The following is a 24,825-nucleotide window of genomic DNA, read 5'->3' on the forward strand; positions in this document are numbered from 1 at the left end:
GTTCAGAAGCAGCGAATCCGCTATATCCCATGTTTGAATCACTGTCATGTAAACAATATTTCCCCTTAATTTTTGCATAAAATCACTAGCTCCCCGCGAAAAGGAGTTTAGTTTAGAAACGGTATACATAAGCCGCTTATGTAACGTTTGTACTATACAAGTTAAAGATACTATTCTAATAAGCTTTATTAGAAGGAAGAAAATTCTGAAAAGGTAATTGTAGGATGCAAATGAACTGTGGTATGATCACAGTGATCAGACTAATTTATCATGACAATTGTTTTAGTTTTTATATGAATGATTATTCATTCATAACAAGGGGGAGTGGAAGAGTTGCTCGATTCAACAATCGTACTTAAAAAACGTAACAGGCTATTAACGAAGCTTATTTGGGCCTTATTTAGCTTAGGGTTGCTTAGTAATTTTATCAGCTCGGTTCCAATGGAAGGGATCATAGCTTATGCAGTGTGCGGGGCAGTTTTATCAACTATGATCACTTTATTAACCTTTCAAGAAAAAGCACAAATGTATGTTCCATATGCTGTAACTGTTTCATTTTCTATTCTAACATTTGTACTCGGGACAACCTCACCAAAATTATCAAATTATCTTTTAGTATACGTCAGTTTAGCAATCGTCACTTTATATCATCAATATCATCTCATTGCTATTTCTGGAGTGCTTGGGCTCGTATTAACCAACTACTTCTTCCTTAATCTAAACGAAACTATGTTCAGCGGATTAGGCAGTGAAGTGTTAATATCTCTCAATCTGTATGTGTTGTTATTAACTCTTATTCTAATTGCACAGGCCAGGATTGGGACTAGTATGCAAAAAGATGTTGAAATGCAGGCAGAAGATGCGACGAAAGCTAAAGAAAAAGCCGAAAACTTATTACATAAAGTGGCACAATCTCAAGCTGTCATCACACAATTCAGCGGAAAAGTAAAAGAAGATATTCATTCTACAAAAGCTGTATCTACACAGCTTTATCAAACATTTAAAGAAGTTTCCGGGGGAATAGAAGATCAAGCAATGAGTGTAAGTGAAATGAACGAATTAATAAAGGAGCAAGACCAATCAGTGACATATGTTTCAACGTATGCTGAAACGGTTCATACAACCGCTCATGAGAGTCTTAAAGAAACGGAGTCAGGTTATCAGCGTTTAAATGAGTTAGCAAAGGAAATGAATGATGTTCAGAAGATGGTAGAAAGTACGACTGTTAATATGAGCGACCTAACAGATAAAACGAAAAATATTGGGACTATATTAACGACGATCGATCAAATTGCCGAACAGACAAACTTACTAGCATTAAATGCTGCAATTGAAGCTGCCAGGGCCGGAGAACATGGCAGGGGATTTGCTGTTGTCGCTGATGAAGTAAGAAAGCTTGCCACACATTCGCAGCAGTCTACAAAAGAAATCACCAAGCTTTTATTTGATATTCAGAAAAAAACCGAATCCGTCTCATTAGAGGTAAACCTTAGTGAACAAGCAATCAACAGAGGAATGCTTGCAACTGAACAAACGGAAACGAGCTTACAGTTTCTTTTATCAAAAATGAAGCAAATGGCTGAAGCAGCTAGTGCTTTTAATGAGCTGGTGAAAAAATTAAAATCATCATCTGCGATTATAACCGAGGAACTTGCAACAGTTACAAGCGGAACCGAGCAATCACATGCGATGGTTGAAGAAGTTTTTGCAAGTGTCGAGGAACAAAATGAGTACATCGCAGCCATAACGGACCGCTTTAAAGAATTAGAAAAACTAACAAATGAATTATCTTCTTTAATAGATAGAACAGAATAACCCTGATAAAAAGGCACATGAAGAAAAAGTTTCTACATGGGTCTTTTTTGCTTTATTTTGGTAAATGTTGAATTGGAGTGATATTGTTTGAAAAAGAACCGTTTCAAGGTTATACTGTTTGTATAATATATGTACAATTTATTTCTAAGTTATGATTAGTGATTAAGAGAGGGTGGATACGGTGGCAAGAAAAAAGATTTTCGTCATCGGTGCGGGCCCTGGCGGACTGGCAGCAGCTATGCTCTTAGCCGGTAGAGGGTATCACGTAGAAGTATTTGAAAAACAATCTTATCTTGGGGGTAGAACCTCTTCTTTTACAAAAGATGGATATACGTTTGACAGAGGGCCTACATTTCTAAGCATGCCCTATATTTTAGAAGAGTTATTTGATGCAGTGGGACGGAGAATGAATGACTATCTTTCTATGATAGAAATTGACCCGATGTATGAATTGAAATTTGATACCCTCTCTGTCTTTCCTTCAAGAGATTCTTCGATCACAAAAGAGAGAATTGATCAAACTTTTCCGGGTGAGGGCGAAGGATATTTGCAGTTTATGAGGGAAACAGAGAAAAAAATGAATGCCTTAATGCCTGTTCTGCAAAATAGACATAGTTCTTTGCTTGATTATACGAGATGGAGAACAATTAAGGCGCTTCCAGAATTATCACTTGGTCAAAGCCTTTATCAAGTCTTATCTAAATACTTCAAGGATGAACGTCTCAAACTCGCATTCACATTCCAATCAAAATATTTAGGAATGTCACCGTGGGATTGTCCAGGGGCATTCAGCATACTATCTTATATGGAACATAAATACGGTGTATTCCATCCAACAGGGGGGTTAAATCAAATACCTAAAGCGATGGCTAAAGTCGTTCAGGAATTTGGCGGAAGCATCCATCTGAATACCGGAGTAGAAAAACTGATTACTAAAAATAAAAAAATTATCGGGATTGAAACAACGAGCGGGGATCGTCTTCACTGCGATGATGTAGTGATTAATGCTGACTTCGCAAAAGCAATGACTACGATTGTAGAAGATCGTGACTTGAAAATTTATACAAAAAAGCGATTGGAAAAAAAGAAATACTCTTGCTCTACTTTTATGATCTACGCAGGGGTTAAGAAAACATTTGATCTTCCTCATCATACAATCCTTTTTTCAAATGATTATAAAAAGAATGTTGAGGAAATTACCCATTCTAAAATCCTTTCAGAGGATCCATCAATCTACATTCAAAATGCCAGTGTGACAGACGGCGAATTAGCAGAAAAAGGGAAATCTGCTATGTATCTATTAGCCCCTGTTCCAAATAATTTTAGTTTAATCGATTGGGAAGAGAACAAACATGCTTTTAAGCAGCTTGTATATGAGCAGGTAGAAAAGAAGACAGGGTTTAAAGGGCTAAGAGAGAATCTTGAGGTAGAAGAGATTATTACACCGCTTGACTGGGAAGAAAAACATCATGTTTATAAAGGGGCGACGTTTAATTTAGCCCATAACTTAGGACAGATGATGTATTTCAGGCCTCATAATAAATTTCAGGAACTTGAAAATTGCTGGCTTGTAGGAGGCGGTACTCATCCAGGAAGCGGGCTGCCTACAATCTTTGAATCGGCAAGAATAACAGCTAACTTAATCTTTGATGCTGATAAGGAGGTGTTGGTGTCCACGTGAAGACAGCAATTATTGGCGGTGGTGTCGGAGGAATGCTCTCTGCTTTGTATGAAAGACAGCGAGGCAATGAAGTAGTCTTATATGAAAAAGAATCCTCCTTAGGTGGAAGGTTAAACTTTGTCTCCAAAGATGGTTTTAAAATCGATAAAGGTCCAACGATTGTTTTACTTCCAGAAATGATCTACTCCATCTTAAAAGAAGTAGGGATCCAAAAGGACGAGGTTGAGATGATTCGGATTGACCCTCTCTACAAACTACAATTTCCTGATGGGATGGAGTTTTTCAAATGGAGTCATATCGAAAAACAACAACAAGAGATCAAAAAATGGTTTCCAGGAGAAGAAGAATCCTTTGTTCATTATTTAAATGAAATGAAATGGAGATTTGAAGAAGGAAAAGAAGCGTTTCTAGATCGAGACTTTGTGAGAAAACGAGATTTCTTTTCTCCTTCAAATGTACAGACATTGTGGAAGCTAAAAGCATATCAAACAGTGAAAAAACAGGCAAGCCGGTATTTTATCAATCCTAGACTTGTAGAGGCTTTTTCGTTTCAAACCTTATATATAGGCGGGGCGCCTAACAAGTCTCCTGCGCTTTATTCATTAGTTCCGTTTAGTGAACATCATCATGGCATTTGGTATGTAAAAGGCGGATATGCAAGTCTCGTTTCACTTTTTGAAGAAAAGCTTCGTGCCAAGGGAGTTGAGATCAAGCTTTCTTCAGAAGTAAGTGAACTGGTCACTGATGGTACAAGGTGTACAGGTGTACGTGCAGGGGATAACTTAGATAAGGTTGATCGAGTAATTGTAAATGGAGACTTTCCGCTTGCTGAGAAATTAGTGACCAGTAAACAAAAGTCGTATACCCCGTCATCAGGTTGTCTTCTGCTCTATTTTGGGCTAAGTCGTAAGTATAGTGAGTCCTCTGTTCATCAGTTTTTGATGACAGAAGACTTTGAAACTCATATGAATGAAGTATTTGAAAAGAAGACTTTGCCGGCTTCTCCCTCCATGTATGTATTTCATCCGTCTTTGATTGATGACTCGCTCGCTCCTAAGAATAAAGGGGTCATGTACGTGTTAATTCCAGTTCCATCTAACGGAAACGTGGATTGGGATTTAATTGATGACTATGTAGATGAACGGATTAAGGAGTTAGAGGAAAGAGCATTTCCTAATTTAAGAGAAGCGATTGAATGGATGGAAGTCCGGACTCCAAAAGATGCGATGCAGGACGGTTTATATGCGGGAGGAAGCTTTGGAATTGCTCCTACCCTTATGCAATCAGGAGTATTTAGACCTCAATTAAAACCCTTTCAATATGAAAATGTGTATGCCGTAGGAGCATCAACTCATCCAGGCGGGGGGATCCCAATTGTGATGCAAGGTGCAAAGCTGTTAAATGAGTATATTGAAACAGAAGAGTTGGTCCAATCATGGTGAAAAGGAGTGAGACGATGGATAGGATAGAACAAGCCTATAATGATTGTTACGAGGTCATTCGCCGTCATTCTAAAACATTTACAAAAGCCTTTGGTACACTTCCGAAAGAAAAACGAAATGCCGTATGGGCTGTATATGCTTTTTGCCGTGAAGTGGACGATATTGTTGATGAAGGTGACAACCCAAAAGAAGAGTTGACACATTTTGAAGAAACATTTGAGCTGTTTTTGCAAAGAAAGCTGCCGCTTGTAGAATCTAAATGGATTGCACTAGACGATGTATTTTCTCGTTTTGAAATGGATCAAGTAGCTTTCTATGATATGATTCGCGGACAGAAAATGGATTTAGAGAAAACAAAATATACGACATTAGAAGAGTTAGAACACTATTCTTATCACGTGGCTAGTACCGTTGGGCTGATGCTGCTTCCTATTCTTGCTCCTAAGAACCACGAATCTCTTAGAGCGGGTGGAATTGCGCTCGGGCTTGCGATGCAATTAACGAACATTCTCCGTGATGTGCAGGAAGATTTAGATAGAGACCGTATCTATCTGCCATCCGATTTAATGATGAAGCATGGCTATTCTTTGGTCGACTTGCATATGGGAATCAATAATTCTTCTTTTGTGAAGGTTTTTGAAGAGATCGCTGAAAGAGCAGAAATGCTGTATGAACAAGCCTTAGATACTATGGAAGGATACCCTCTTGATTCGAGACTCCAAGTAAAAGGGTCTGCCTTATTGTATCGAGCGATTCTCCAATCGATCCGCAAAAATAACTACAATGTTTTTAAGACCCGTCATTATGTGACGCAAGAAGAAAAAGATGCGATTTTGTTAGAGATGGAAGCATAACTATCTTATTGCATTATCTGCTATACGTTAAGAAGGAGCTGTCAAAAGACAGCTCCTTAAACATGTTTATCTATGAGTACCTTCGCTATATTCTTGCCGCTTAATGTGACCATTGGAGACCCGCCTCCTGGATGAGTCGAGCCGCCGACAAAGTATAGATTGCTCAAGTCTTTTGCTTTATTTGCTGGCCTTAAATATGCATCTTTTCGTTTATTAGATGCTGGCCCATACAATGCCCCGCGATATGCATTAAATGTGGAAGCAATCCAATGTGGCTCTATTGTCATTTCTTCTAAAATATAGGGTCTGATCTCTACACCAAAAGCCTCTAGTTTATCATAGATTACTTCTTTATATGATTCTAAATCTAGCGGAACCTTTTTATTTGTGATGGCTGGTGCATTCACTAAAATGAATAAATTATCTCCATCAGGTGAGACGTCAGGATCCGTATAAGATGAATTACATATATACACTGTAGGATCTTTCGGGAGCTGTTTTTTTGTGAATAATTCATTGAATTCTTTTTTGTACGATTCGCTAAAATAAACCTGATGGTGAATAAGTGAATCAAGCCGTTTATTTAAAGAAACTAAGAGAACGAGCGCAGAAATTGAGGGCTCATAGGAATCTCTTTTTCGATCTTTAAAAGAAGGGCGGTACTTTTCTTTTACTAAGGAAGGATATACGGTTAAAAGGTCCCCGTTCATAATCACTTCATCTACAGCAATGACCTCATCTGTCGACAAAGTCATTTCCGTTACGCGATTGTTTTCCACTTCAAGTTGTATCACTTCTGTGCCTGTCTTAATGTTCACACCAAGTTCTACAGCTCTTCTAGTTAGAGCTTCCGCAATGACAGGGTTTCCCCCTTTAACGTAATACACTCCCTCGATTAACTCTAAGTAAGCAATCATCGCAAATGTAGCAGGGGCAACATACGGAGAGGAGCCGATATAGGTTGCATATCGGTTAAACATTTGGATTACCTGCTCATTTGTAAAGTATTTTCTATGAAATGAATCAAGGGTTTGGTGCGGCCTTACTTGGGTAAGCGCACGAGCAAGCTCTGGTGAAAGATAATCAGTCCAGCTGGTGAAGGTTCGATGAAAGAAGTAGCGCTCGGACAATCCGTATAAACGCTTGATTTCAGTTAAATAATTTGAATAACAAGAAGGAGCATCTGGCTCAAATGAAGTGAGCTGTCTGCTTACCTCAGATTCATCAGTGGACAAATCTAGCGTCGTCCCATTTGTGAAGTGATTTCTGGTGTGGGTTTTTAGTCGAATAAACTCAAGATAATCATCCGGGTTGACACCAGTCTCTTTGAATATACTTTTAAACACATTAGGCATGGTTATGGTATTTGGACCAAAGTCAAATTGAGCACCACCTAACTGATGGCGCATCATCTTTCCACCTAAATGTTGATTCTTTTCTACTAAATGCACCTCAAAACCATGATAGGCAAGCAGTACTGCACTAGCTAAACCGCCCAGGCCCCCGCCAACAATCCCTACAACTTTCTTTTTCATGAATAACGCCGTCCTTTCCAAACAAATCCCTTCCCATTAAAGCTTAAGAACATGGATCGATATAATACCAATAATAAGCTGATTGCCGAGAGGGGCATGAAGAGCCACAGCCACTTTTCTTGATTCATTGAACGATCGATAAAGAATTTGATCACCCAAGTGAGAGTTAACGGTAACAAGTAATAAAATTGCAAAGTAAATAGACCGAATAAGGCAAGAGGGAGTGGCACAATAAACAACAAAAAATAAAAAATAGAGAGAAAAGCGGCTAGTATAACTGACCTTCCTATACCGGGAAAAATGTTTTTTGAAAACCCTTCCCATACTTCTTTATTACTGTCGTACATATAGCATGTAACGTCAGCTGTCACATTCGCAATGATTGCTTTGCTGCCGCTTTTTTTTACAGCGCGGGTAAGATGGACATCTTCGACAAGAGAACTTTGAACGGTCTGATGCCCGCCGGCTTTCTCATAGGCTTCGCGGCTAAAAAACATGAAAGCACCATGGGCAGCAGTAAAAGCAGGCTTCATTGTATAGTTAGCCATAAAAAGCGGCAGGTGCATAAGAACAATCATATGCTGCATAGGCACAAGCAGTTTACTTAGAAAGCTTGTCGTAGGAAAGAATGGAAACCCTGTAAGCAATCCTGCTTTATGTTTCTCCAATAACTGTAAAGCTTTATGAAGTGTATCTGACTTTATTCGAATGTCTGCATCAATAAAAACGAGAAATTCTCCCCGCGCTTTTGCTCCAAGTTGATAGCATGCATGAACCTTTCCCACCCATCCTTTTGGGAGCGGCTTTCCGTCGATTATAGTTACGTTGGTAAGAGATTGACTGTATGTTTCTAGAAGAGGTCGAGTCTGATCAGTTGAACCGTCGTCTAGAAAAATAAATTCTACATTTGGGTACGTTACCTTCGATAAAGAAGAAAGTAAGTCACCTACATTGCGCTCTTCGTTTCTAAGCGGCACCAAAACAGAAAGCAAGGGGTAGGTGATACGTTTCTCACTTTTATCTGGCAGCTTCGGGATAAATAAGCGATTGATCATGGCCCATATTAATATGACGAAAAGAATGAAGCAGAGGATCATTGTCATCATTTAATTCCTCCCTTTAAAGTGAATGTTTGCAGCCATTCACTGACTGTTTTTCCACTTTGCAAAAGAGATTGATACTCTGATGGCTTCTCAAGAACCAACTCCTCCTTTTGCTCCTCAAGCTGCCTTGTAAGTGCTTTTTCTAATGAGCGTGTGATCTCTTTTCTATTTCCCCCTAGACCGCTGTTATTCTCAATAGCAGTCCCGACATGAATATATAGCTCAGGTTTTTGCTCGTGTCTAAAGGTGTAGTAATAGGTGAGCGGAACGACTAATACATCTTTCTTATCTTTTAATAAGTAGCCAACACCAGATTTAAATTCAAGCGGCCGTTTTTCAAGATGTTGTTCAGCCCCTTGAGGGAAAAACCACAGGGCTTGTTTAGTTGTCAACTTGGTCTGGGCATAGTTTAACGAGTCTAGGAGAGAGCGAGAATCGGATGGGTTGACTGAAAAAGCACCTATTTTTCTAAAAAAGGAATAGGACTTCATCCCTTCCTCACTCATCATAGCAAACGATTCATGACGTAAGCACTCGTTGGATAAATAAAAGGAAACGAGACCATCCCACCAGCTGCTGTGATTGGCGATTAACAGAAGAGGTCTGTCCGTTTTAGGGAATGTTCCCTTTAGATTGACTGAATAAAAGGATCTTTTTAGAAGCCAATGAGTGGTATAAAAATGAAACACTTTTGAAAACCAGACACTCTTCTTATCTCTAATCATCTAGACTCACCTTCTTCTTTCTGTAGTGAGAGGAGATAGCTCAATAAAATAATTAAGGTAGGGATGGCAGTGACAACAATAGCCAGCCTAAGCTGTTCAGTTGCAGCAATGACCATAAACATGAAAATCATTAATCCAAATAGCCAGACCATACGTATCTTCCAATAAGGTGATTGATCAATGTGGTAAACCTTTTTATAAGAAAGCAGAAGATAAATAATAGCGTGAAGTAAAAAAGCAAGCCAAAACCATCCTGCAAAATTTGAAAAAGGAATGTCATAATACAACCCGCCCTGATCCCATATCCAATATTCTTTAATATGGAAAGCCACTGGATCAATGATTAAGTCAATCACAACAGCGAATAAACTGCCAGCTACAACGTAAACCAGTCCCCTAATCCAAGTATTAGAAAGGGCTTTTGTCAGTTGTTTGCTGATGACATGGGTCGTTGCTATAACCATCAACCAAGCAAAGCCGATCGTTAAAGGAAGGTCGAATACGACAAGACCAAAATCTGGATTGTAATAATAGTGTCCAAAAAACAACCCGTAATGAACTCCTGCCCCTTCAACAAGCAGTGTAATCAAAAAGATAGCAGCACTGATCACACTCCCAAGAGCGGCACCATAATTTCGGATAAAGTAAACGACTCCAAGAGTTCCGGATAAGATGAGAAACACTGCGTTAGCCCACTCAAGAGCAGGAGGCAGAATATCAAAGGTTAATAGAATGACTCCGTTTATGTACCAAAAAATAAATAAGCCGAATAGTATACGGTCGAATGTGTGTGACATGACTTTAGCCTCCTTATCTACTATGATCATTATAAAGTGATTTAGATAATTGTACAAATATTGTACAACGCGTTAAAATGTACAGCACATTAAATTACACAATTTGTTAATTAAATAGAACGGAGGCATTATCATGAGAAATGAAATCGTAATTGTAACAGGAGCAGGACAGGGTTTAGGGAAAGTGATTGCATTAGAGTATGTCAAAAGGGGAGCGACCGTAATTGCTTGTGATATCAATCAAAAGGCAGTCGAAAAAACGGCTAGAGAAATAGATGAAAAAGACAAACACCTTTATCATCCTATGGCATGTGATGTCAGGTCTGAAGATCAAATACAAGAATTGATTGGACATGTGAAACAACAATTTGAGCGAATTGATGTTTTGATTAATAATGCAGGTGTTTCTTCATTTAAACCTCCCTTTGATTTAGACGTGAGCGAATGGGATGATGTGATTCACACGAATTTACGAAGTGTGTTTATTTTTACAAAAGAAGCAGCAAAGGTAATGCAGCAAAATAAATATGGGGCGATCGTAAATATTGCGTCGACTAGAGCCATCATATCTGAACCAAATTCTGAGGCTTACGCTGCTTCAAAAGGGGGTATCATCTCTCTAACACATGCTTTTGCAGCGAGTCTTCAAGATTCAGGGATCCGTGTAAATGCGATCAGCCCTGGATGGATTCATACAGGAGATGCAGGGGAACTAAGAGAGGTTGATCACAACCAGCATTTTTCAAAAAGAGTCGGCGTACCAGAAGATATTGCGCGTGCATGCCTGTTTTTAACTCAAAAAGAGAATTCATTCATCACTGGTGAGAATATCGTTATTGACGGGGGCATGACTCGGAAAATGATTTATGAACATTAAAACAACGACATTGATAGTGGAAACTTTAAAAGGTTTCTTCATTTCCGGGTGATAGAAGCCTCATGATTTTTCTCATTAGTGAGAAGCTAATGGAAAAGGAGTGTTGCTATATGACAAATAAATCGTATCCAACTAGTCAGCCAGCCCAGCATCAAAATCGCCAGCCAGGCTTTGAGGAGGAAATGAACCCAAAACCTGTGTATGACCGGACGGAATACAAGGGGAGCGGGAAGCTTGAAGGGAAAGTAGCTCTCATTACAGGAGGAGACAGCGGGATTGGACGAGCGGTTGCTGTAGCATTCGCTAGAGAGGGAGCAGACCTTGTCATTGGGTATTTAGATGAACATGAAGATGCCCAGATTACCAAAGGGTTAGTCGAAAAAGAAGGGAAGCAATGTTTATTATTCACTGGTGATATTGGAGAGGAAAGCATTGCTAAGCAGCTTGTTCAAAAAACGATTGAAACCTATAATCAGCTAGATATTCTAGTAAATAATGCAGCAGAGCAGCATCCTCAAACATCACTTGAAGCGATCACTGCAGAGCAGTTAGAGAGAACATTTAAAACAAATATTTTCTCCTTTTTCCATGTAACAAAAGCAGCACTGCCTCATTTAAAAGCAGGTGCGAGTATTATTAACACAGCATCTATTACGGCATATCAAGGAAATGATCAATTAATCGATTACTCCTCAACAAAAGGGGCGATCGTCAGCTTTACCCGTTCCTTATCAGAATCATTAATTAAACGAGGCATACGAGTAAATGGGGTGGCACCTGGTCCTATTTGGACGCCGCTTATCCCAGCAAGCTTTGATGCAAGCCATGTCGCTTCTTTTGGGCAGAATTCTCCTCTAGGACGTGCGGGGCAGCCGGAAGAATTGGCACCTTCCTATGTTTATCTAGCATCTGATGATTCCTCTTATGTCAGCGGACAGATGCTTCATGTAAACGGCGGGACCATTGTAAACGGTTAAAGGTGTTGCCATCATAGAGTCACATCCGCTACACTAATAAATACGAGGAGTGATGACATGAGACCTTTACAAATTTCAGCCGAGACTGCACAGAAATTATCTAAATCATTGAATGTGCCGATTGAACAAATTATGCATATGCCTCAGCATATTCTGATTGCAAAACTGGCTGAGCTTGAGAAAAAAAACGATAGCTCAGAAAAATAAAAAGACGTATCCGCACTTAACTGCGGATACGTCTTTCATTTTATTAAGAGGCTACTTGTTGTTTTGTTTTCGTTAAAGCAGGCTCTGTGACTTCTTGTGCCGATGCTTGTTTATACGCACAATAAACAAAGAAAACTGCAACTAATACATATCCAATAGCATAATCTGGTGCAGCATTAACTGCAAGAGCTGGTGCATGCATAAAACCTACAAAAGATAAGAAGGCAGCAATCAGAGAAAAGATGGTTGCTTGTTTAAAATTCCGATCGATAATAGCAACCGTTATAGCCCCAAGTAAAATAGCTGTAAACATAGCTCCTTGTCCGAGTGGAACGATCCCCTCAGAAATCCCGGCAACGACTTCACCTGCTCCATTATTAAATCGTGTCATAACATAGTTAGCGAAATACGGCAGCATTGCGATCGCAACAGCAGGATAGTATTTCTTTTCATTAGATTGAAAAGCTGTTGTGACCATTGATAAGCCGACAAATACAAGAATTGGTGCGATCGCAGCTAATGGAATAATCGCGGCTAATGCAGCAATCACACCTGTTACAGCTGCTGCACCAAAAACAACGGCATTTAATATACTGTACCCGCGTCCGGCTCCCATTTGTTTTGAGCCGACTGTTGCAATATAAACAGTTGTAGGAAACAATCCTCCAAAAATGGCACCAAGCATCGTCCCAGTTCCGTCCACAGCTTGGCATTCACGAACATCATAGGAATCACCTGCAGCTGCCATCGCATCGACGTTATTCATCGTTTCAATTGCATTATAAAGTGTGATAGGCAGTAATACGGCAAGTAATCCAATAAGTGCTCCAAATAAATAAGTCATTCCTTCAAATGCAGCTAGTGAAGGGACGATTGGGTAAAATCCCATGTTTGAGATACCTTCAGCAATACTTCCAGGAGATTGATACCCTAAGGCAAAAGCTAGAGCAGTACCGATGATTACGGCGAATAATGATGCCGGGATATTGAATGGCATTGCGATTTTACCAACTACACCAACTAAAATAATAGCTAATGCAACAAGACCTACAACCGGGATGGAGAATGTATTAAATAACATTTCACCAGCAATAAATGTGATTGCCACACCCGCAAGAGCTCCTAACATGGCTGCACGCGGCAGGTGGTCACGGACCCAGTTTCCAGATAAGCTGACTACAGCTTCAATCAAACCACTTAAAAAGGCTGCGGCAACAGCAATTTTCCAAGCAAGCTCAGGGTCACCTGTAAGAGCGTTAGCAGGAGCAAGAACCCCAAATAAAAAGACAAACATAACAGGGGTGCTGATCCCATAAGACAGGGCGGTTACATCAGTTCGGTTTTCTTTAACTGCCAAGCGCTTTGCCATGTACGCATAATATAAGTTTCCGGCCATAACAGCAACAGCAGCACCAGGAATAACTTTGCCAAACACAATACTAGCAGGGAATCCCATACCGAGCATAGTGACCGCAATAATCACAAAGTTTGCTAAGTTATTTTGGAATAAGGCAAAAAATGCATCTGTATCCTCTCTTTTATAAAGGGGATAATGAATAGGTTTAGTCGTCATGATGCAGCCTCCTTATGAGTGAGATGAAACGAGTTCATCAACAAATGTAATTTTACCTTCATTTAAAGTGTGCAGGCGTGCTAGCGATTCGACGCGATACCCAGCATCATCAAGCTTTTTTCTTCCTTCTTGGAATGATTTTTCAATCACAATTCCAATACCAGCAACACTAGCTCCTGCTTGTTCAACGATTTCTATTAATCCAAATGCAGCCTGGCCATTAGCAAGGAAATCGTCAATGATTAACACACGATCTCCTTCTTGGATGAAATCTTTGGAGACAGATATATCATTTGATTCTTGTTTCGTAAAAGAATAAACCTTGCTTACAAGGAGGTTATCCGTTAACGTTAATGACTTTTTCTTACGGGCAAAGATCAACGGTGCTTGAAGTTCTGTTGCTGCCATAAAGCTAGGTGCAATACCTGATGATTCAATAGTTAAAACTTTAGTAATCCCATCATTCTTAAAGCGTGCAGCAAATTCCTTGCCGACCAATGCCATTAGCTCCGTGTCAATTTGATGGTTTAAAAAAGTATCAACCTTTAACACATCATTTGATAATACTTTTCCTCTTTCTCGTATTGCATTTTTTAGCTCTTGCATACGATCCCCTCCCTAATAATGAAAAAACCCGAATATCAAGGCACCTGTAGACTACAAGTGATACCTTGACATTCGGGTTTTTGTCAAAAGAAAAGTAAGGCAATGTATATTGCTAAATAAGTAGTAATATACATACAACACCTGTTCAATTGAACTATTATTTGATCCGATTGTCATCATCACTCATAGTCAAGCCATTTACGGCAGCTTGGTAGAAACTTGTGAGCCATATCCTCACGATTATACGAGTTTGTTTTATATTGTTTGTGTATAGGGGTTAGTATAGAGTATTATGTCTATTTTTTAAAGAGCTTTTTTAAAAAAACGAATAAAAAACTTAAATTTAGAAAATTCATTCGTTTTTTCAATGCGCAAATGGTCCTTGATAATAATGAATTCAATATTCAAAACCTTCCTTATAATTTGGATTTGACTATTCCTATCTTTTTACTTGTGTTTATGTGAAAACACGCTATAATCAGTAAATATCATAAAAATTTAATAGAGAGTAGGTACGTAAAGTGGGGAAAATTAAGCTATACACTTTATTTATGTTGGTAATGTTAATTAGTGCAATGATGGCTGCGTGCTCAAATGATGAAAAAGTGGGTGAAAAAGCAGCTGATCCGGCAGAGTTAAGCGGGGGAGATTTAGTGATTGATGTTCAAGCAGACCCTCAAACGCTAGATCCGCATTTAGGAAATGATCACCAAACACTTAATGTTGGTCGTACTATTTATGATACATTAGTCTACACAGATCAAGAGCTAACGATGCATATGGGATTAGCTGAATCATTCGAACCAATTGATGATACAACGTGGGAAGTGAAGGTACGAGAAGAAGTAACTTTTCATGATGGTTCGAAATTAACTGGGGAAGTTATTAAAGCAAATATTGAGCGTTTGCTCGACCCTGCTATTGCTTCTCCGGTTGCCTTTTTATTTGATATGATTACAAATGTTGAAGTAATTGATGAATATACAGTACACATTGAAACCGAGTTTCCATTTGCACCGCTTCCAGCTCATTTTGCACACCCTGGCGGTCATATAATTAGTGCTGAAGCCATTACGGCGGATTATGCGGCTATGGATGAGGGAGAAGAACCTGGAAGTGTCATTAATTCTAATCCGGTTGGGTCTGGATATTTTAAGTTTGAAGATCGTGTTCACGGACAGTCGGTAAGAGTCGTTAAGAATGAAGAGTACTGGGGAGAAGCTGCAAAGGTCGATTCTATTACGTTTAAAGTAGTGCCTGAGGATTTAACTCGTGTTGCAGAGCTTGAAACAAATACAGCACAGATTATCGGCCACTTAAACCCAAGTGATGTTACTCGTATAGAGCAAACGGAAGGGGTTAAAGTCGCAAAAGAAGATAGTGTAAGCTTAGCCTATTTAGGATTTAACAACACAAAAGAACCGTTTGATAATGAGCTTGTTAGACAAGCGATTTCAATGGCTATCGATAAAGAACAGATCATCGATGGCATTATGGACGGAGCTGCACTCCCTGCCAAAGGACCTCTGGCTCCACCGGTTTTTGGCTACAGTGATGAAGTAGAAGGCCTTCCTTATAACGTGGATCAAGCAAAAGACTTATTAGCCGAAGCAGGTTATGAAGGTGGATTTGATACAGCCATTTGGACCGATGATGCAAGAATTCGTATTGACGTAGCTGAATACCTGCAAAGTCAATTAGCTGAGATTGGGATCCGAGCTGATATTCGTGCGATGGAATATGGTGCGTTTTTAGACAGTATCACGAATGCAGAACATGATATGATGATTGGTGCTTGGGGAACGGTGACAGCTGATGCTGATTACGGACTTTATCCGATGTTTCATTCATCTAACTTCGGCATGACTGGAAACCGTACGTTCTATGCTAATGATGAAGTAGATGAGCTGCTTGTATTAGGCCGCCAAGAAACAGATGAGGGCGAGCGATTAAACATTTACAAACGTGCACAGGAAATTATAATCGAAGAAGCTCCTCTAGTGCCTCTTTATCATACAGAGCATCTAGCTGGTCTTCGTGATGAGGTAGAAGGTTTTTGGATTCATCCGAGCAGCTTATATTACCTCCGTGATGTGACGATTCAATAGTATAAAACCATTAGTATAAAACCATTAGTATAAAACCATTAGTATAAAACATAGTATAACTCCATAATATAACGACTATGTATATCCACTAACCCCCCAGTTTATAAACTGGGGGGTTATATGCGTTCACTATAAGGAGGGGGTTCTTAAAGTGTAATTAGCATACGTAAGCGGAACCGACAATGACTAATAAGATGAATAATACGACAATTAACGTAAACCCACCTTGATAAGAGTAACCCATAGCTGTCAACTCCTTTCTGCTCTGTTCCATACATACTATGTCAATTAGCTGAGATGGCTTGGGCGAATCATCATTTTTCAGGTGAAAATCATCAATCCCGCCATGATATGTTTTCTTGTTTGAGAAATGGTAAACAAGGGAATAGTACAAACAACGCTTCCCCTAAAGCGGTATCATTTGACAAGGTCTATTGTTCATATTAAAATGTGTTAGCGAAATGAATATGGCAGGATTGTAACTGATTAGATCAGGCAAGACCTTGAGAAACGAATGGGGAGCACTAAGCTATCTTTATGCGTTTTTTTAGGTCTTTTTCTTTTTCCTGAAAAAAGCATTATTTCCAGTCATGTAATTAGTAAGTATGAAATTAATTGAGAGGTGTATTTGACATGTTTAAAAAATTATTCGGACTAGATAAGAAGGAAGCAGCACCAGTTCAACCAACTCAAGAAATTGTTCACTCTCCAATGACGGGGAAATATGTTGCTATTGAAAATGTTCCAGACCCAACTTTTGCAGAGAAAATGATGGGTGACGGTGTTGCCGTGGAACCTGCTAATGGAACAGTTGTGGCTCCTGTATCAGGAGAAATCATGCAGGTTTTCCCGACAAAACATGCGATTGGAATCAAAACGCCGAGCGGAGCAGAGATCTTACTTCACATTGGTCTTGAAACGGTTAATATGAAAGGTGAAGGTTTCACAGCTCATGTTAAAGAAGGAGATAAAGTGAAAGTAGGAGATCCTTTAGTTGACTTTGACCTTGCACTTGTAAAAGAAAAAGCGGCAAGCATCATTACGCCAATTGTTGTTACAAACCAAGACGACCTAGATAGCGTCATCAAAGAAACAGCAACCGATGTGGTTGCAGGTGAAACTCCTCTTCTTACATTAAAGATGAAGGGCTAATCTTAAATTAATAGTTGAATGAGAAAAGTGAAGCCGTCAAACAGCTTCACTTTTTTTACATCTGCTTCCTCATTTACCTGCAATGCCAAAGCATTCACTTTCGCTTTTCGTGTCTAGCTGCAGTTCATTGGCCTGCGAGGTAAAACGGTGAATCAAATGAAGTCAAAAAGCGACTTCATATTGCTTCTCCTCATTTACCTGCAATGCCAAAGCATTCACTTTCGCTTTTCCTGTCTAGCTGCAGTGGCTAGGTCCTTGGCAGCTTCACTATGCTAAACGAAGCCAAAAGCGCTTCTAATTATCATAGCTCCACCTGTCATCGTACCTATGCAAGCCACTTTCGCTTTTCGTTTCATTTCGTTACAATGGTAGGGTGTTATTCGGATGATATATTGTTGATGGCGGATTAAGTAGGGAGCATGATGATGAGGATTAATAAAGTGTTAAATAATAATGTAGTGGTTGTAAAAGAGGGGCAAGAAGAAATTATTGTTATGGGCTCTGGATTAGCTTTTGGTAAGCGGAAGAATGATTTAATTAACCCTGAGAAGATTGAGAAAGTGTTTGTCATGAAAGATAAGAATGAATATGAAAAATTTACTCAAATGTTAAAAATGCTGCCTGAAGCACATATTTCTTTAGCTGAGCAAATCATTACGTATGCCGAGAAGAAGTTAAAAGCCAGTTTAAATGAGCATGTTCATGTGGCTTTAGCCGATCATCTTTCGTTTGCCATTGAACGTATAAAACAGGGGTTCAGCTTACATAATAAATTATTACACGAAATTAAAGCATTGTACCCTGCTGAATTTGAAATTGGTAAATGGGCTGTCGACTTGGTTTTCGAAAAAACGGGAGTTCGATTACCTGAAGATGAAGCAGGACATTTAGCTCTTCACATTCATACAGCCAAGATGAATGCCTCTACCATGAATGAAGTGATGAATACTACCGTTATCCTTCATGAGCTCATTTCATTAATTGAAAATACACTGCAAGTCAAAGTTGAAGAAGACTCCATTTCGTATCAACGATTAATGACTCACTTAAATTTTGCTTTGAGGCGAGTAGTAGAAAATGAACCGTTTCAAGATGTAGACCCAGACATGCACGCGCTTGTAAAGGAGAAATACAGCAGATCCTATCAAACGGCCTTGCAGCTGAGAGATCATGTAAAGGAACGTTTGGAACAGGCTCTCCCCGCATCAGAACTTGTTTATTTAACATTACACATTCAACGAATTGATAAAAAAGAACGAAGTTAAAGAAAAAAATAAGGTGTGATTGAATATGAAAGGGATTATATCCTTAGGTGAAGCATTAATTGATTTTATTCCGTTAGACAAAGAGAATATCACTTATCAAAAAAGCCCCGGCGGTGCTCCGGCAAATGTGGCTGTTGCAGCAGCTAAATTAGGTGCGAAATCTACCTTTGTTGGTAAAGTTGGGCAAGATGTATTGGGAGAGTTTCTCAAAGAAACGTTGCAAAACCACGGGGTAGATGTTACTTCTATGATCTTAACAGAGGAAGCAAGAACTGGAGTCGTTTTTGTAACGTTAGATGAATCGGGTGAGCGTAATTTCAGCTTTTATATTGATCCTAGTGCAGATCGTTTTCTTTCTATAGACAACTTAGATTCCGAGTTATTTATAGGGCATAATGTTCTTCATTATGGTTCCATTTCAATGATTTCCGAGCCAAGCAGAAGTGCTACTCTACAAGCAGTAAAAATGGCTAAGGAACATAATATGATTGTGTCATATGATCCTAACTTAAGATTAGGGTTATGGCCTTCAGAAGAAGACGCTAGAGAAACGATTAGTTCAATGTTAAAAGAAGCAAGCATTGTAAAAATCTCCGACGAAGAACTTACATTTTTGACTGGTGAAATAGAACTTGAAGCAGGTATAAAAAAGCTTTCAAAGTACAACATTCCGGTGCTGCTTGTTACTTATGGCAGCAAGGGGAGTTATGTACATGTTGATAATGAAACGATTCATGTGCCGGCAATGAAAGTTGAAACAGTTGACACTACTGGAGCAGGGGATGCTTTTGTTTCAGGAATCTTATATCAATTGAGCGAAAGAAATACGGCTCTAGGAGAGATCGCTCTTGATCAGTGGAAGGAAATTGTTGAGTTTGCTTCAGTATCCGGGGCGCTTGCAGCTTCTACAAGAGGAGCAATGACTGCCCTTCCTACGCTTGATGAAGTGAAAGCTACATTACAAAAGTAGAGTGTGTGTCCGGTGATCTTAATGTGTTTTTATGGAAAATAAGTCGATCGTAACGATGGCTGACTTAATTTTATAAGACAAAAGAAGGAGCTGTTCATCCTAGAACAGCTCTTTTTATACGAAATGTACTATAAAAACATATAATTTAATGGAATTGTTAGAAAATCGAACAAATTAGTGAACTTTCTCTTGTTTTCTATTTCTATTTTTGTATAATGATAAATAGTTGGTAGAAAAGTTCGAAAATTGTTAATACTATTAAGGGTTAAATAATAACATTCAATATATGAGTGTTTTAGAAGGTACACTGAGAATGGGGGGTCTAAATGAAAGATTCGAACATTCCTATCACCATTTCAAAACGTGCCTATGACTTTATAAAAAAGCACGGAGGTACAGTAAGCATTTCATTATTTCACGGAAATTCTTCCTGCTGCACAGGGGGGATTACTGAACTTATTTTATCTTATAAGGCGCCTTTTGATAGAAATAAGTTTCAGAAAATTCAGCATAATGAAATAGAGTTGTTAATTGAACCGAACCTTCCTCTAAAAGATACAGGTTTAAAAATTGATCTATCTACATTCGGCTGGATCAAACAACTACAAGCAACAGGACTCGAGAGATTTTAAAGGGGAGTAAGGTGAAGGGAATGCACAAGACTAAAGTCAGCACAAAGAAAATGAAAGAATTTATTAATGATATGGCTAATCAATACACGATGCAGTTTAATGTGTACCGGGAGGAAAGAATAGGCGATACACTGCTTGATTTTTATGCTGAATTTAAAAGGCGTGATGAGAAATATCTAATGAGTAAGTCAATTAAGGTATGGAGTGTTGAAAATCAGCAATATGCATTTGTCAAACATCAAGAACAAGCCATCACTCCATCAGATATAAAGAAGTTCGCCAAAGATATTGATGCTAGAATCAAAGAGTTTGTACCATCTAAACGTGAACATATGTCGACATTTTTTATAGGATTTATTGTAACCAATCAACCTATAGATAAAGCTGTTTTGAAGGAGGTGAAGAAGGCTCGGAAGCTGCAGTTTTTAAAGTTTGGGTTGCATGGCTGGGCTGATCGCTACATTGCGATTGTTGACCTTACAGAGAGAAAAGTGCTCGTTAACAACAAAGGGAGAGAATTTGTAAAGGGATTTCAGGATGCCTTATTAAAGGGGGAAGCTAGAGTATGAACTTTTTAACATTAATGATGATCTCAGGGGTCATTTTCTTACTTGCTTATCGTATTTATGGTCGTTTTCTAGAAAGAGAATTAAAAGTGGATCCAAACCGTGTGACTCCAGCAGTTGAAGTGAATGACGGGGTAGAGTATGTTCCTGCCAAGAAGCCCGTATTGCTTGGACATCACTTTGCAACCATTGCTGGTGGAGGCCCGATTACAGGTCCGATAACAGCTGTAGCATTTGGCTGGCTGCCTGCGGTATTATGGATTATTATTGGTAGTATTTTCATTGGCGGGGTACATGATTATACTTCACTTCAAGCTTCTATCCGCCATAAAGCGAAGTCAATTGGTGCGGTAATTAAAGAATATATGGGTGGACGAGGTCAGATATTATTTCTTACATTTTCTATTGCAACATTAATTTTAGTTGTCGGTGTATTTATGATTCTTGTAGCAAATACGTTTGTATCCGTTCCTGAAGCCGCTACAGCGTCGATTTTATTTTTAGGTGTTGCTATTATTTTTGGATTCTTTGTAAACCAGCTTCGTGTCAATTTAGCAATTGCAAGCGTGTTTGGTGTCATTGCCATGTTATTATCGATTTGGGTAGGAATTAACTTCCCCATCCATTTAAGTGCACCGACATGGTCACTCATTTTACTAGGCTATGCTTATGCAGCTTCTGTTATGCCTGTATGGCTGCTTCTTCAGCCGCGTGATTATTTAAATGCCTTCTTATTATATGGGTTAATTATTGGAGCCGTAGTGGGGATCTTAATTGCCGCTCCATCTATTCAATTACCAGCATACACTGGTTTCCGTCATGAGACGATGGGCTTTTTATTCCCAATCTTATTTATTACGATTGCATGTGGAGCTATTTCGGGTTTCCATTCATTGGTATCATCAGGTACAACGGCGAAACAACTTGATAATGAGAAAAATGGTAAATTTATTGCTTACGGCGGTATGCTCCTTGAAGGTTTCTTAGCGATTATTGCTATCGGATCTGTAGCGTATTTATCACAAGCAGACTTTGCAGCAAGAATGGATGCATTAGGCGGTCCGATTGGAACATTTGCTGCTGGTATCGGTTACTTTATGTCATTTTGGGGTATCAGCGAAACGGTTGCCGTGACATTTGCTGCCCTGACAGCTTCTGCTTTCTTACTAACAACACTAGATTCTGCTACGCGCCTTATGCGCTATGCAGTCCAAGAAATTACCGAAGACCGAGCGCCAAAAGCGTTCCAAAATTCACATGTGGCTACAGCATCTGGTCTTGTCTTTGCGGCTGCACTAGCTCTATCAGGAACGTGGAGTCAAATTTGGCCGCTATTCGGTTCAGCTAATCAAATGCTTGGTGCACTTGCCCTGCTTGCAGTAGCTGTCTGGCTTAAAAAGACTGGAGCTCGTACTTTCTATGTCGTTATACCGATGTACTTTATGTTCTTTGTCACAGTAGCAGCACTTGGGGTATTAATGTATAACAACTTTATCGCAAGCAATTGGCTGTTATTTGTTTCAGCATTCATCTTATTTATTCTATGTATCTTCCTAGCCATTGAAGGTTGGAGAGCATTAGGAGAGAAAGAAGAACAAGATCGTACGGTTAAAATGTAAATAAAGAAACAAAAAAGGCGGCTCATAAGAGCTGCCTTTTTTGTTAGATCCCAAAGCTTGGGAAGACATATGGAGTGTCTGGTTCTGGAACTTCGTTAATCGTATCGAGCTGGATTAAAGGTATGTGAAAATCATTGTACATTGTTTTGTCAATCGTACCTACTACGTTGACCCATGTATCGTTTTCAAATGCAGTTGCTTCAGTCGTTTCAATCATCGTTCCATAAACCGATGCATCGGCAACACAGCAAGTCATTCCAAACCGGGCAACGACTAACTGATTATCATCAAAATCAGGTTCCCTGTACACAAATCCTACTATATGAATTTCTTTCCCGACAAAGCGGTCTAGGTGTAAATCTAGGACAGTCATAATATCTAAATAATTTTCTTCTGTAACTACAATCCGTTCTTCTGCAAGTAACTCTTGTGCCATTTCGTCGTAATAGGAGTTAAACCCTTCCTCAGTATAAAATTCTTCTGTGCTGAATTCGTCACTGGCGCTTGTTTCTGACTCGAGATTTTCCATATAACCATCAGGATCATTTAAATAGGCTTCCGCTCGAGAAGTCTGCGATCCTTCTTCCGACACTTGAGCTGTTGGTTTTGTTAGAATGCCTGAACCGTATTGGACCCCCCGGTTTTGCGCAACAGTTGAATCTAATACTTTATCCGGCAACACAAACCCTAAAACAATAGGTGCAATGAAAATAGAGTAAATAAGTAATTTAGTAACAGGAGAACCTTCCATACTGTGGTCGGTTCCGCAATCGCATAACAGCTCTTCCTCTTGGCCTTTTGATGTGCTTCTTATAATCTGAACGACACCGAGCAAGAGAAAAACGCCCGTAGCAAAATAGATAAACGGCATCATATTTACGGCAATATAGTAACGTATGTTGCCAGTAATGATAAATGCCAATATTAATAAAGCAAAGCCGATTAAAATAATCCCTCGAATATAGGCGTGAAATCCTAAGTCTGTTTCTTTCTTCAATTTCCATTCACCTCATTTATTTTAAAATACTTTTTACAAGCTAAGTACTTTTTACAATATGAATAACTGAAGAGTCATCACTGCCGCAAAAACAGTCACTGTAACAACGATCATAAATGTAACAACAAAGCGAGCTTTAAAGAACGCAAATAGCATAATTGTATTTTTTAGGTCTAGCATAGGTCCGTATACTAAAAAGGCTATAAGTGATCCAGTAGTAAATGTGTTTCCAAATGATGAAGCTACAAAAGCATCTGCCTCAGAGCATAATGAAAGCAAGAAGGCGAAAGCCATCATTACAGCCGTTGAAGACCATTCGTTGCTTCCAATTGTAAGAAGAAGCTCACGATCTAGGAACGTTTGAAATAACGAGGCAATAAATGCCCCAAGAATCAGATATTTTCCCATTAAGAAAAATTCGTCTGAAGCGTGATAGAGGGTTTGCTTAAACCGATTCATCTTGCGCACAGGGCTTTCAATAGTAACAGGGGTAATACCTACTAGCTCATCTTTAGATAACTTTAGCTGCTCACTATTTTTGAAAATGACATAAAGTATGCCTCCAATAATAATAGCAAGTATGAACGCTAGTCCCATTCTCGCATATAAAACGGTTAAATCTGTTCTAAAGGCATAATAAGTCGATGCAGCTACAACTGGATTTAAGATGGGTGCCCCGACTAGAAAGACCACACCCACATGCAGGGGCATTCCTTTTTTGATGAGTCGTCTGACGATAGGAACGATGGCACATTCACAAATAGGGAAGATCGCTCCTAAAAAGGCAGCGGGCAGAAGGGCTGCATAAGCATTTTTTGGAAGATAACGATGTATCCATTCTTCCTTTACATAGATTTGAATTAAAGCAGACACGAAGACTCCAAGTAAAATAAAGGGTACCGCTTCAATTACTATACTTAAGAAGATTGTATTAACCGTTAACCATGTATCAGGGACAGCGATAGAGGCTTCCGTATTTTTAAATGATTCAATATTGAAAAATAAAATTAAGAACAACAGCAGCAAGACAAAGCCGATCATGTCTTTGCCAAAACCTATTAATTTTTTACCTGCTTTCATTTCTTTTAAATCGACTCCTTTATTAGAAGGTTCTATTTATTCTTATGTGAGTGACTTTAGATTTAGTAGATATAGAATAACTTTGCTAGAAAAAAGTTCCCTAGCTAGTTTATCATAAACAGCTTCACAACAGGGGAAACCGTTGCATTCGTAATAAAATTGAAAAAATATCGAAAGAAGTAGAAAAAAAGTGGTAGATTCATGGTTGTTTTCCTGTTAAACTACGGGAGTTGCCTGATGGATA

The 24,825-nt window shown here is 39.1% G+C and carries 23 protein-coding genes and 1 riboswitch; of the genes, 14 read left to right on the forward strand and 9 right to left on the reverse strand.

All coding sequences use genetic code 11. The annotated features are described in order from the left end of the window. The first annotated feature begins 333 nt into the window (after positions 1-333). The 4 genes from A33I_RS03065 to A33I_RS03080 all read left to right on the forward strand — a co-directional run bounded on the left by A33I_RS03065 (position 334) and on the right by A33I_RS03080 (position 5,792). Positions 334-1,815, forward strand: a complete 1,482-nt coding sequence (locus A33I_RS03065; RefSeq protein WP_022626990.1) for a methyl-accepting chemotaxis protein — start codon at positions 334-336, stop codon at positions 1,813-1,815. A 181-nt stretch (positions 1,816-1,996) separates the two neighbouring features. Further along, positions 1,997-3,496, forward strand: a complete 1,500-nt coding sequence (locus tag A33I_RS03070) for a phytoene desaturase family protein (protein WP_022626991.1) — start codon at positions 1,997-1,999, stop codon at positions 3,494-3,496. Continuing rightward, entirely contained in the window at positions 3,493-4,938 is a 1,446-nt protein-coding gene (locus A33I_RS03075) for a phytoene desaturase family protein (RefSeq protein ID WP_022626992.1), read from the forward strand. Before A33I_RS03070 ends, A33I_RS03075 begins: the two co-directional genes overlap by 4 nt. A 14-nt stretch (positions 4,939-4,952) precedes the next feature. Then, on the forward strand, positions 4,953-5,792 hold the full coding sequence (locus A33I_RS03080) for a phytoene/squalene synthase family protein (RefSeq protein WP_022626993.1): 840 nt from the start codon (positions 4,953-4,955) through the stop codon (positions 5,790-5,792). Between the two features lie 56 nt (positions 5,793-5,848). Here A33I_RS03080 and A33I_RS03085 read toward each other — a convergent pair whose 3' ends face one another. Genes A33I_RS03085 through A33I_RS03100 form a run of 4 tightly spaced genes read right to left on the reverse strand, consistent with a single transcriptional unit; the run spans position 5,849 to position 9,952 of the window. Then, positions 5,849-7,327 (reverse strand): phytoene desaturase family protein, encoded by a 1,479-nt coding sequence (locus A33I_RS03085; protein ID WP_022626994.1) that lies wholly within the window; start codon positions 7,325-7,327, stop codon positions 5,849-5,851. After that, complete coding sequence (locus A33I_RS03090) at positions 7,324-8,433, reverse strand: glycosyltransferase family 2 protein (RefSeq protein ID WP_022626995.1); 1,110 nt, start codon at positions 8,431-8,433, stop codon at positions 7,324-7,326. Before A33I_RS03090 ends, A33I_RS03085 begins: the two co-directional genes overlap by 4 nt. Continuing rightward, a complete protein-coding gene (locus A33I_RS03095; RefSeq protein WP_022626996.1) occupies positions 8,430-9,155 on the reverse strand; it encodes a lysophospholipid acyltransferase family protein in 726 nt (241 codons plus the stop codon). Before A33I_RS03095 ends, A33I_RS03090 begins: the two co-directional genes overlap by 4 nt. Beyond that, positions 9,152-9,952, reverse strand: coding sequence for a carotenoid biosynthesis protein (locus tag A33I_RS03100; protein WP_022626997.1), 801 nt, complete (start codon positions 9,950-9,952; stop codon positions 9,152-9,154). Before A33I_RS03100 ends, A33I_RS03095 begins: the two co-directional genes overlap by 4 nt. 133 nt (positions 9,953-10,085) lie before the next feature. Here A33I_RS03100 and A33I_RS03105 point away from each other — a divergent pair, with 133 nt between their 5' ends. From A33I_RS03105 to A33I_RS20120, 3 genes are all read left to right on the forward strand, one after another. Further along, positions 10,086-10,829, forward strand: coding sequence for an SDR family NAD(P)-dependent oxidoreductase (locus A33I_RS03105; protein ID WP_022626998.1), 744 nt, complete (start codon positions 10,086-10,088; stop codon positions 10,827-10,829). A 110-nt stretch (positions 10,830-10,939) separates the two neighbouring features. Next, on the forward strand, positions 10,940-11,806 hold the full coding sequence (locus A33I_RS03110) for an SDR family oxidoreductase (RefSeq protein ID WP_022626999.1): 867 nt from the start codon (positions 10,940-10,942) through the stop codon (positions 11,804-11,806). A gap of 57 nt (positions 11,807-11,863) precedes the next feature. Continuing rightward, positions 11,864-12,013 (forward strand): YycC family protein, encoded by a 150-nt coding sequence (locus tag A33I_RS20120; protein WP_022627000.1) that lies wholly within the window; start codon positions 11,864-11,866, stop codon positions 12,011-12,013. Between the two features lie 43 nt (positions 12,014-12,056). Here the strand turns inward: A33I_RS20120 and A33I_RS03115 are convergent, their stop codons facing one another. Next, on the reverse strand, positions 12,057-13,586 hold the full coding sequence (locus A33I_RS03115; protein WP_022627001.1) for an NCS2 family permease: 1,530 nt from the start codon (positions 13,584-13,586) through the stop codon (positions 12,057-12,059). 12 nt (positions 13,587-13,598) lie between these two features. Next, on the reverse strand, positions 13,599-14,192 hold the full coding sequence (locus A33I_RS03120) for a xanthine phosphoribosyltransferase (protein WP_022627002.1): 594 nt from the start codon (positions 14,190-14,192) through the stop codon (positions 13,599-13,601). 166 nt (positions 14,193-14,358) lie between these two features. Then, positions 14,359-14,460: riboswitch (purine riboswitch) on the reverse strand. A gap of 253 nt (positions 14,461-14,713) precedes the next feature. On the opposite strand from A33I_RS03120, the gene A33I_RS03125 reads away from it, so the two are divergent. Further along, complete coding sequence (locus A33I_RS03125; protein WP_022627003.1) at positions 14,714-16,300, forward strand: glutathione ABC transporter substrate-binding protein; 1,587 nt, start codon at positions 14,714-14,716, stop codon at positions 16,298-16,300. 157 nt (positions 16,301-16,457) lie between these two features. Here the strand turns inward: A33I_RS03125 and A33I_RS21390 are convergent, their stop codons facing one another. Beyond that, complete coding sequence (locus tag A33I_RS21390) at positions 16,458-16,694, reverse strand: YjcZ family sporulation protein (RefSeq protein ID WP_022627004.1); 237 nt, start codon at positions 16,692-16,694, stop codon at positions 16,458-16,460. Between the two features lie 239 nt (positions 16,695-16,933). Here A33I_RS21390 and A33I_RS03135 point away from each other — a divergent pair, with 239 nt between their 5' ends. The 6 genes from A33I_RS03135 (at position 16,934) to A33I_RS03160 (ending at position 22,504) form a co-directional block, all read left to right on the forward strand. Further along, complete coding sequence (locus A33I_RS03135; protein ID WP_022627005.1) at positions 16,934-17,452, forward strand: PTS sugar transporter subunit IIA; 519 nt, start codon at positions 16,934-16,936, stop codon at positions 17,450-17,452. A gap of 425 nt (positions 17,453-17,877) precedes the next feature. Continuing rightward, positions 17,878-18,717 (forward strand): BglG family transcription antiterminator LicT, encoded by an 840-nt coding sequence (gene licT, locus A33I_RS03140; RefSeq protein ID WP_022627006.1) that lies wholly within the window; start codon positions 17,878-17,880, stop codon positions 18,715-18,717. Between the two features lie 25 nt (positions 18,718-18,742). Next, on the forward strand, positions 18,743-19,687 hold the full coding sequence (locus A33I_RS03145; protein ID WP_022627007.1) for an aminoimidazole riboside kinase: 945 nt from the start codon (positions 18,743-18,745) through the stop codon (positions 19,685-19,687). A gap of 326 nt (positions 19,688-20,013) precedes the next feature. Further along, positions 20,014-20,319 (forward strand): CC/Se motif family (seleno)protein, encoded by a 306-nt coding sequence (locus A33I_RS03150; protein WP_012958337.1) that lies wholly within the window; start codon positions 20,014-20,016, stop codon positions 20,317-20,319. Positions 20,320-20,339: 20 nt separating this feature from the next. Then, on the forward strand, positions 20,340-20,888 hold the full coding sequence (locus A33I_RS03155) for a DUF8052 family protein (RefSeq protein WP_031311388.1): 549 nt from the start codon (positions 20,340-20,342) through the stop codon (positions 20,886-20,888). Beyond that, a complete protein-coding gene (locus A33I_RS03160) occupies positions 20,885-22,504 on the forward strand; it encodes a carbon starvation CstA family protein (RefSeq protein WP_022627009.1) in 1,620 nt (539 codons plus the stop codon). The genes A33I_RS03155 and A33I_RS03160 overlap by 4 nt, the downstream gene beginning before the upstream one ends. 43 nt (positions 22,505-22,547) lie before the next feature. Here A33I_RS03160 and A33I_RS03165 read toward each other — a convergent pair whose 3' ends face one another. Further along, positions 22,548-23,501 (reverse strand): TIGR03943 family putative permease subunit, encoded by a 954-nt coding sequence (locus A33I_RS03165; protein WP_022627010.1) that lies wholly within the window; start codon positions 23,499-23,501, stop codon positions 22,548-22,550. Between the two features lie 51 nt (positions 23,502-23,552). Then, positions 23,553-24,581, reverse strand: coding sequence for a permease (locus A33I_RS03170; protein WP_022627011.1), 1,029 nt, complete (start codon positions 24,579-24,581; stop codon positions 23,553-23,555). Positions 24,582-24,825: the final 244 nt, after the last annotated feature.

The sequence above is a fragment of the Alkalihalophilus marmarensis DSM 21297 genome (assembly GCF_000474275.2).
GTDB lineage: Bacteria > Bacillota > Bacilli > Bacillales > Bacillaceae_D > Alkalihalophilus > Alkalihalophilus marmarensis.

Excerpts from the sequence above, each read along its gene's own strand:
- A33I_RS03150 (WP_012958337.1), top strand. The coding sequence starts at position 20,014 with ATGAAAGATTCGAACATTCCTATCACCATTTCAAAACGTGCCTATGAC.
- A33I_RS03100 (WP_022626997.1), bottom strand. The coding sequence starts at position 9,952 with ATGTCACACACATTCGACCGTATACTATTCGGCTTATTTATTTTTTGG.
- A33I_RS20120 (WP_022627000.1), top strand. The coding sequence starts at position 11,864 with ATGAGACCTTTACAAATTTCAGCCGAGACTGCACAGAAATTATCTAAA.
- A33I_RS03085 (WP_022626994.1), bottom strand. The coding sequence starts at position 7,327 with ATGAAAAAGAAAGTTGTAGGGATTGTTGGCGGGGGCCTGGGCGGTTTA.
- A33I_RS03160 (WP_022627009.1), top strand. The coding sequence starts at position 20,885 with ATGAACTTTTTAACATTAATGATGATCTCAGGGGTCATTTTCTTACTT.
- A33I_RS03120 (WP_022627002.1), bottom strand. The coding sequence starts at position 14,192 with ATGCAAGAGCTAAAAAATGCAATACGAGAAAGAGGAAAAGTATTATCA.
- A33I_RS03080 (WP_022626993.1), top strand. The coding sequence starts at position 4,953 with ATGGATAGGATAGAACAAGCCTATAATGATTGTTACGAGGTCATTCGC.
- A33I_RS03095 (WP_022626996.1), bottom strand. The coding sequence starts at position 9,155 with ATGATTAGAGATAAGAAGAGTGTCTGGTTTTCAAAAGTGTTTCATTTT.
- A33I_RS03090 (WP_022626995.1), bottom strand. The coding sequence starts at position 8,433 with ATGATGACAATGATCCTCTGCTTCATTCTTTTCGTCATATTAATATGG.
- A33I_RS03135 (WP_022627005.1), top strand. The coding sequence starts at position 16,934 with ATGTTTAAAAAATTATTCGGACTAGATAAGAAGGAAGCAGCACCAGTT.
- A33I_RS03145 (WP_022627007.1), top strand. The coding sequence starts at position 18,743 with ATGAAAGGGATTATATCCTTAGGTGAAGCATTAATTGATTTTATTCCG.
- A33I_RS03105 (WP_022626998.1), top strand. The coding sequence starts at position 10,086 with ATGAGAAATGAAATCGTAATTGTAACAGGAGCAGGACAGGGTTTAGGG.
- licT (WP_022627006.1), top strand. The coding sequence starts at position 17,878 with ATGAGGATTAATAAAGTGTTAAATAATAATGTAGTGGTTGTAAAAGAG.
- A33I_RS03115 (WP_022627001.1), bottom strand. The coding sequence starts at position 13,586 with ATGACGACTAAACCTATTCATTATCCCCTTTATAAAAGAGAGGATACA.
- A33I_RS03155 (WP_031311388.1), top strand. The coding sequence starts at position 20,340 with ATGCACAAGACTAAAGTCAGCACAAAGAAAATGAAAGAATTTATTAAT.
- A33I_RS03170 (WP_022627011.1), bottom strand. The coding sequence starts at position 24,581 with ATGAAAGCAGGTAAAAAATTAATAGGTTTTGGCAAAGACATGATCGGC.
- A33I_RS03110 (WP_022626999.1), top strand. The coding sequence starts at position 10,940 with ATGACAAATAAATCGTATCCAACTAGTCAGCCAGCCCAGCATCAAAAT.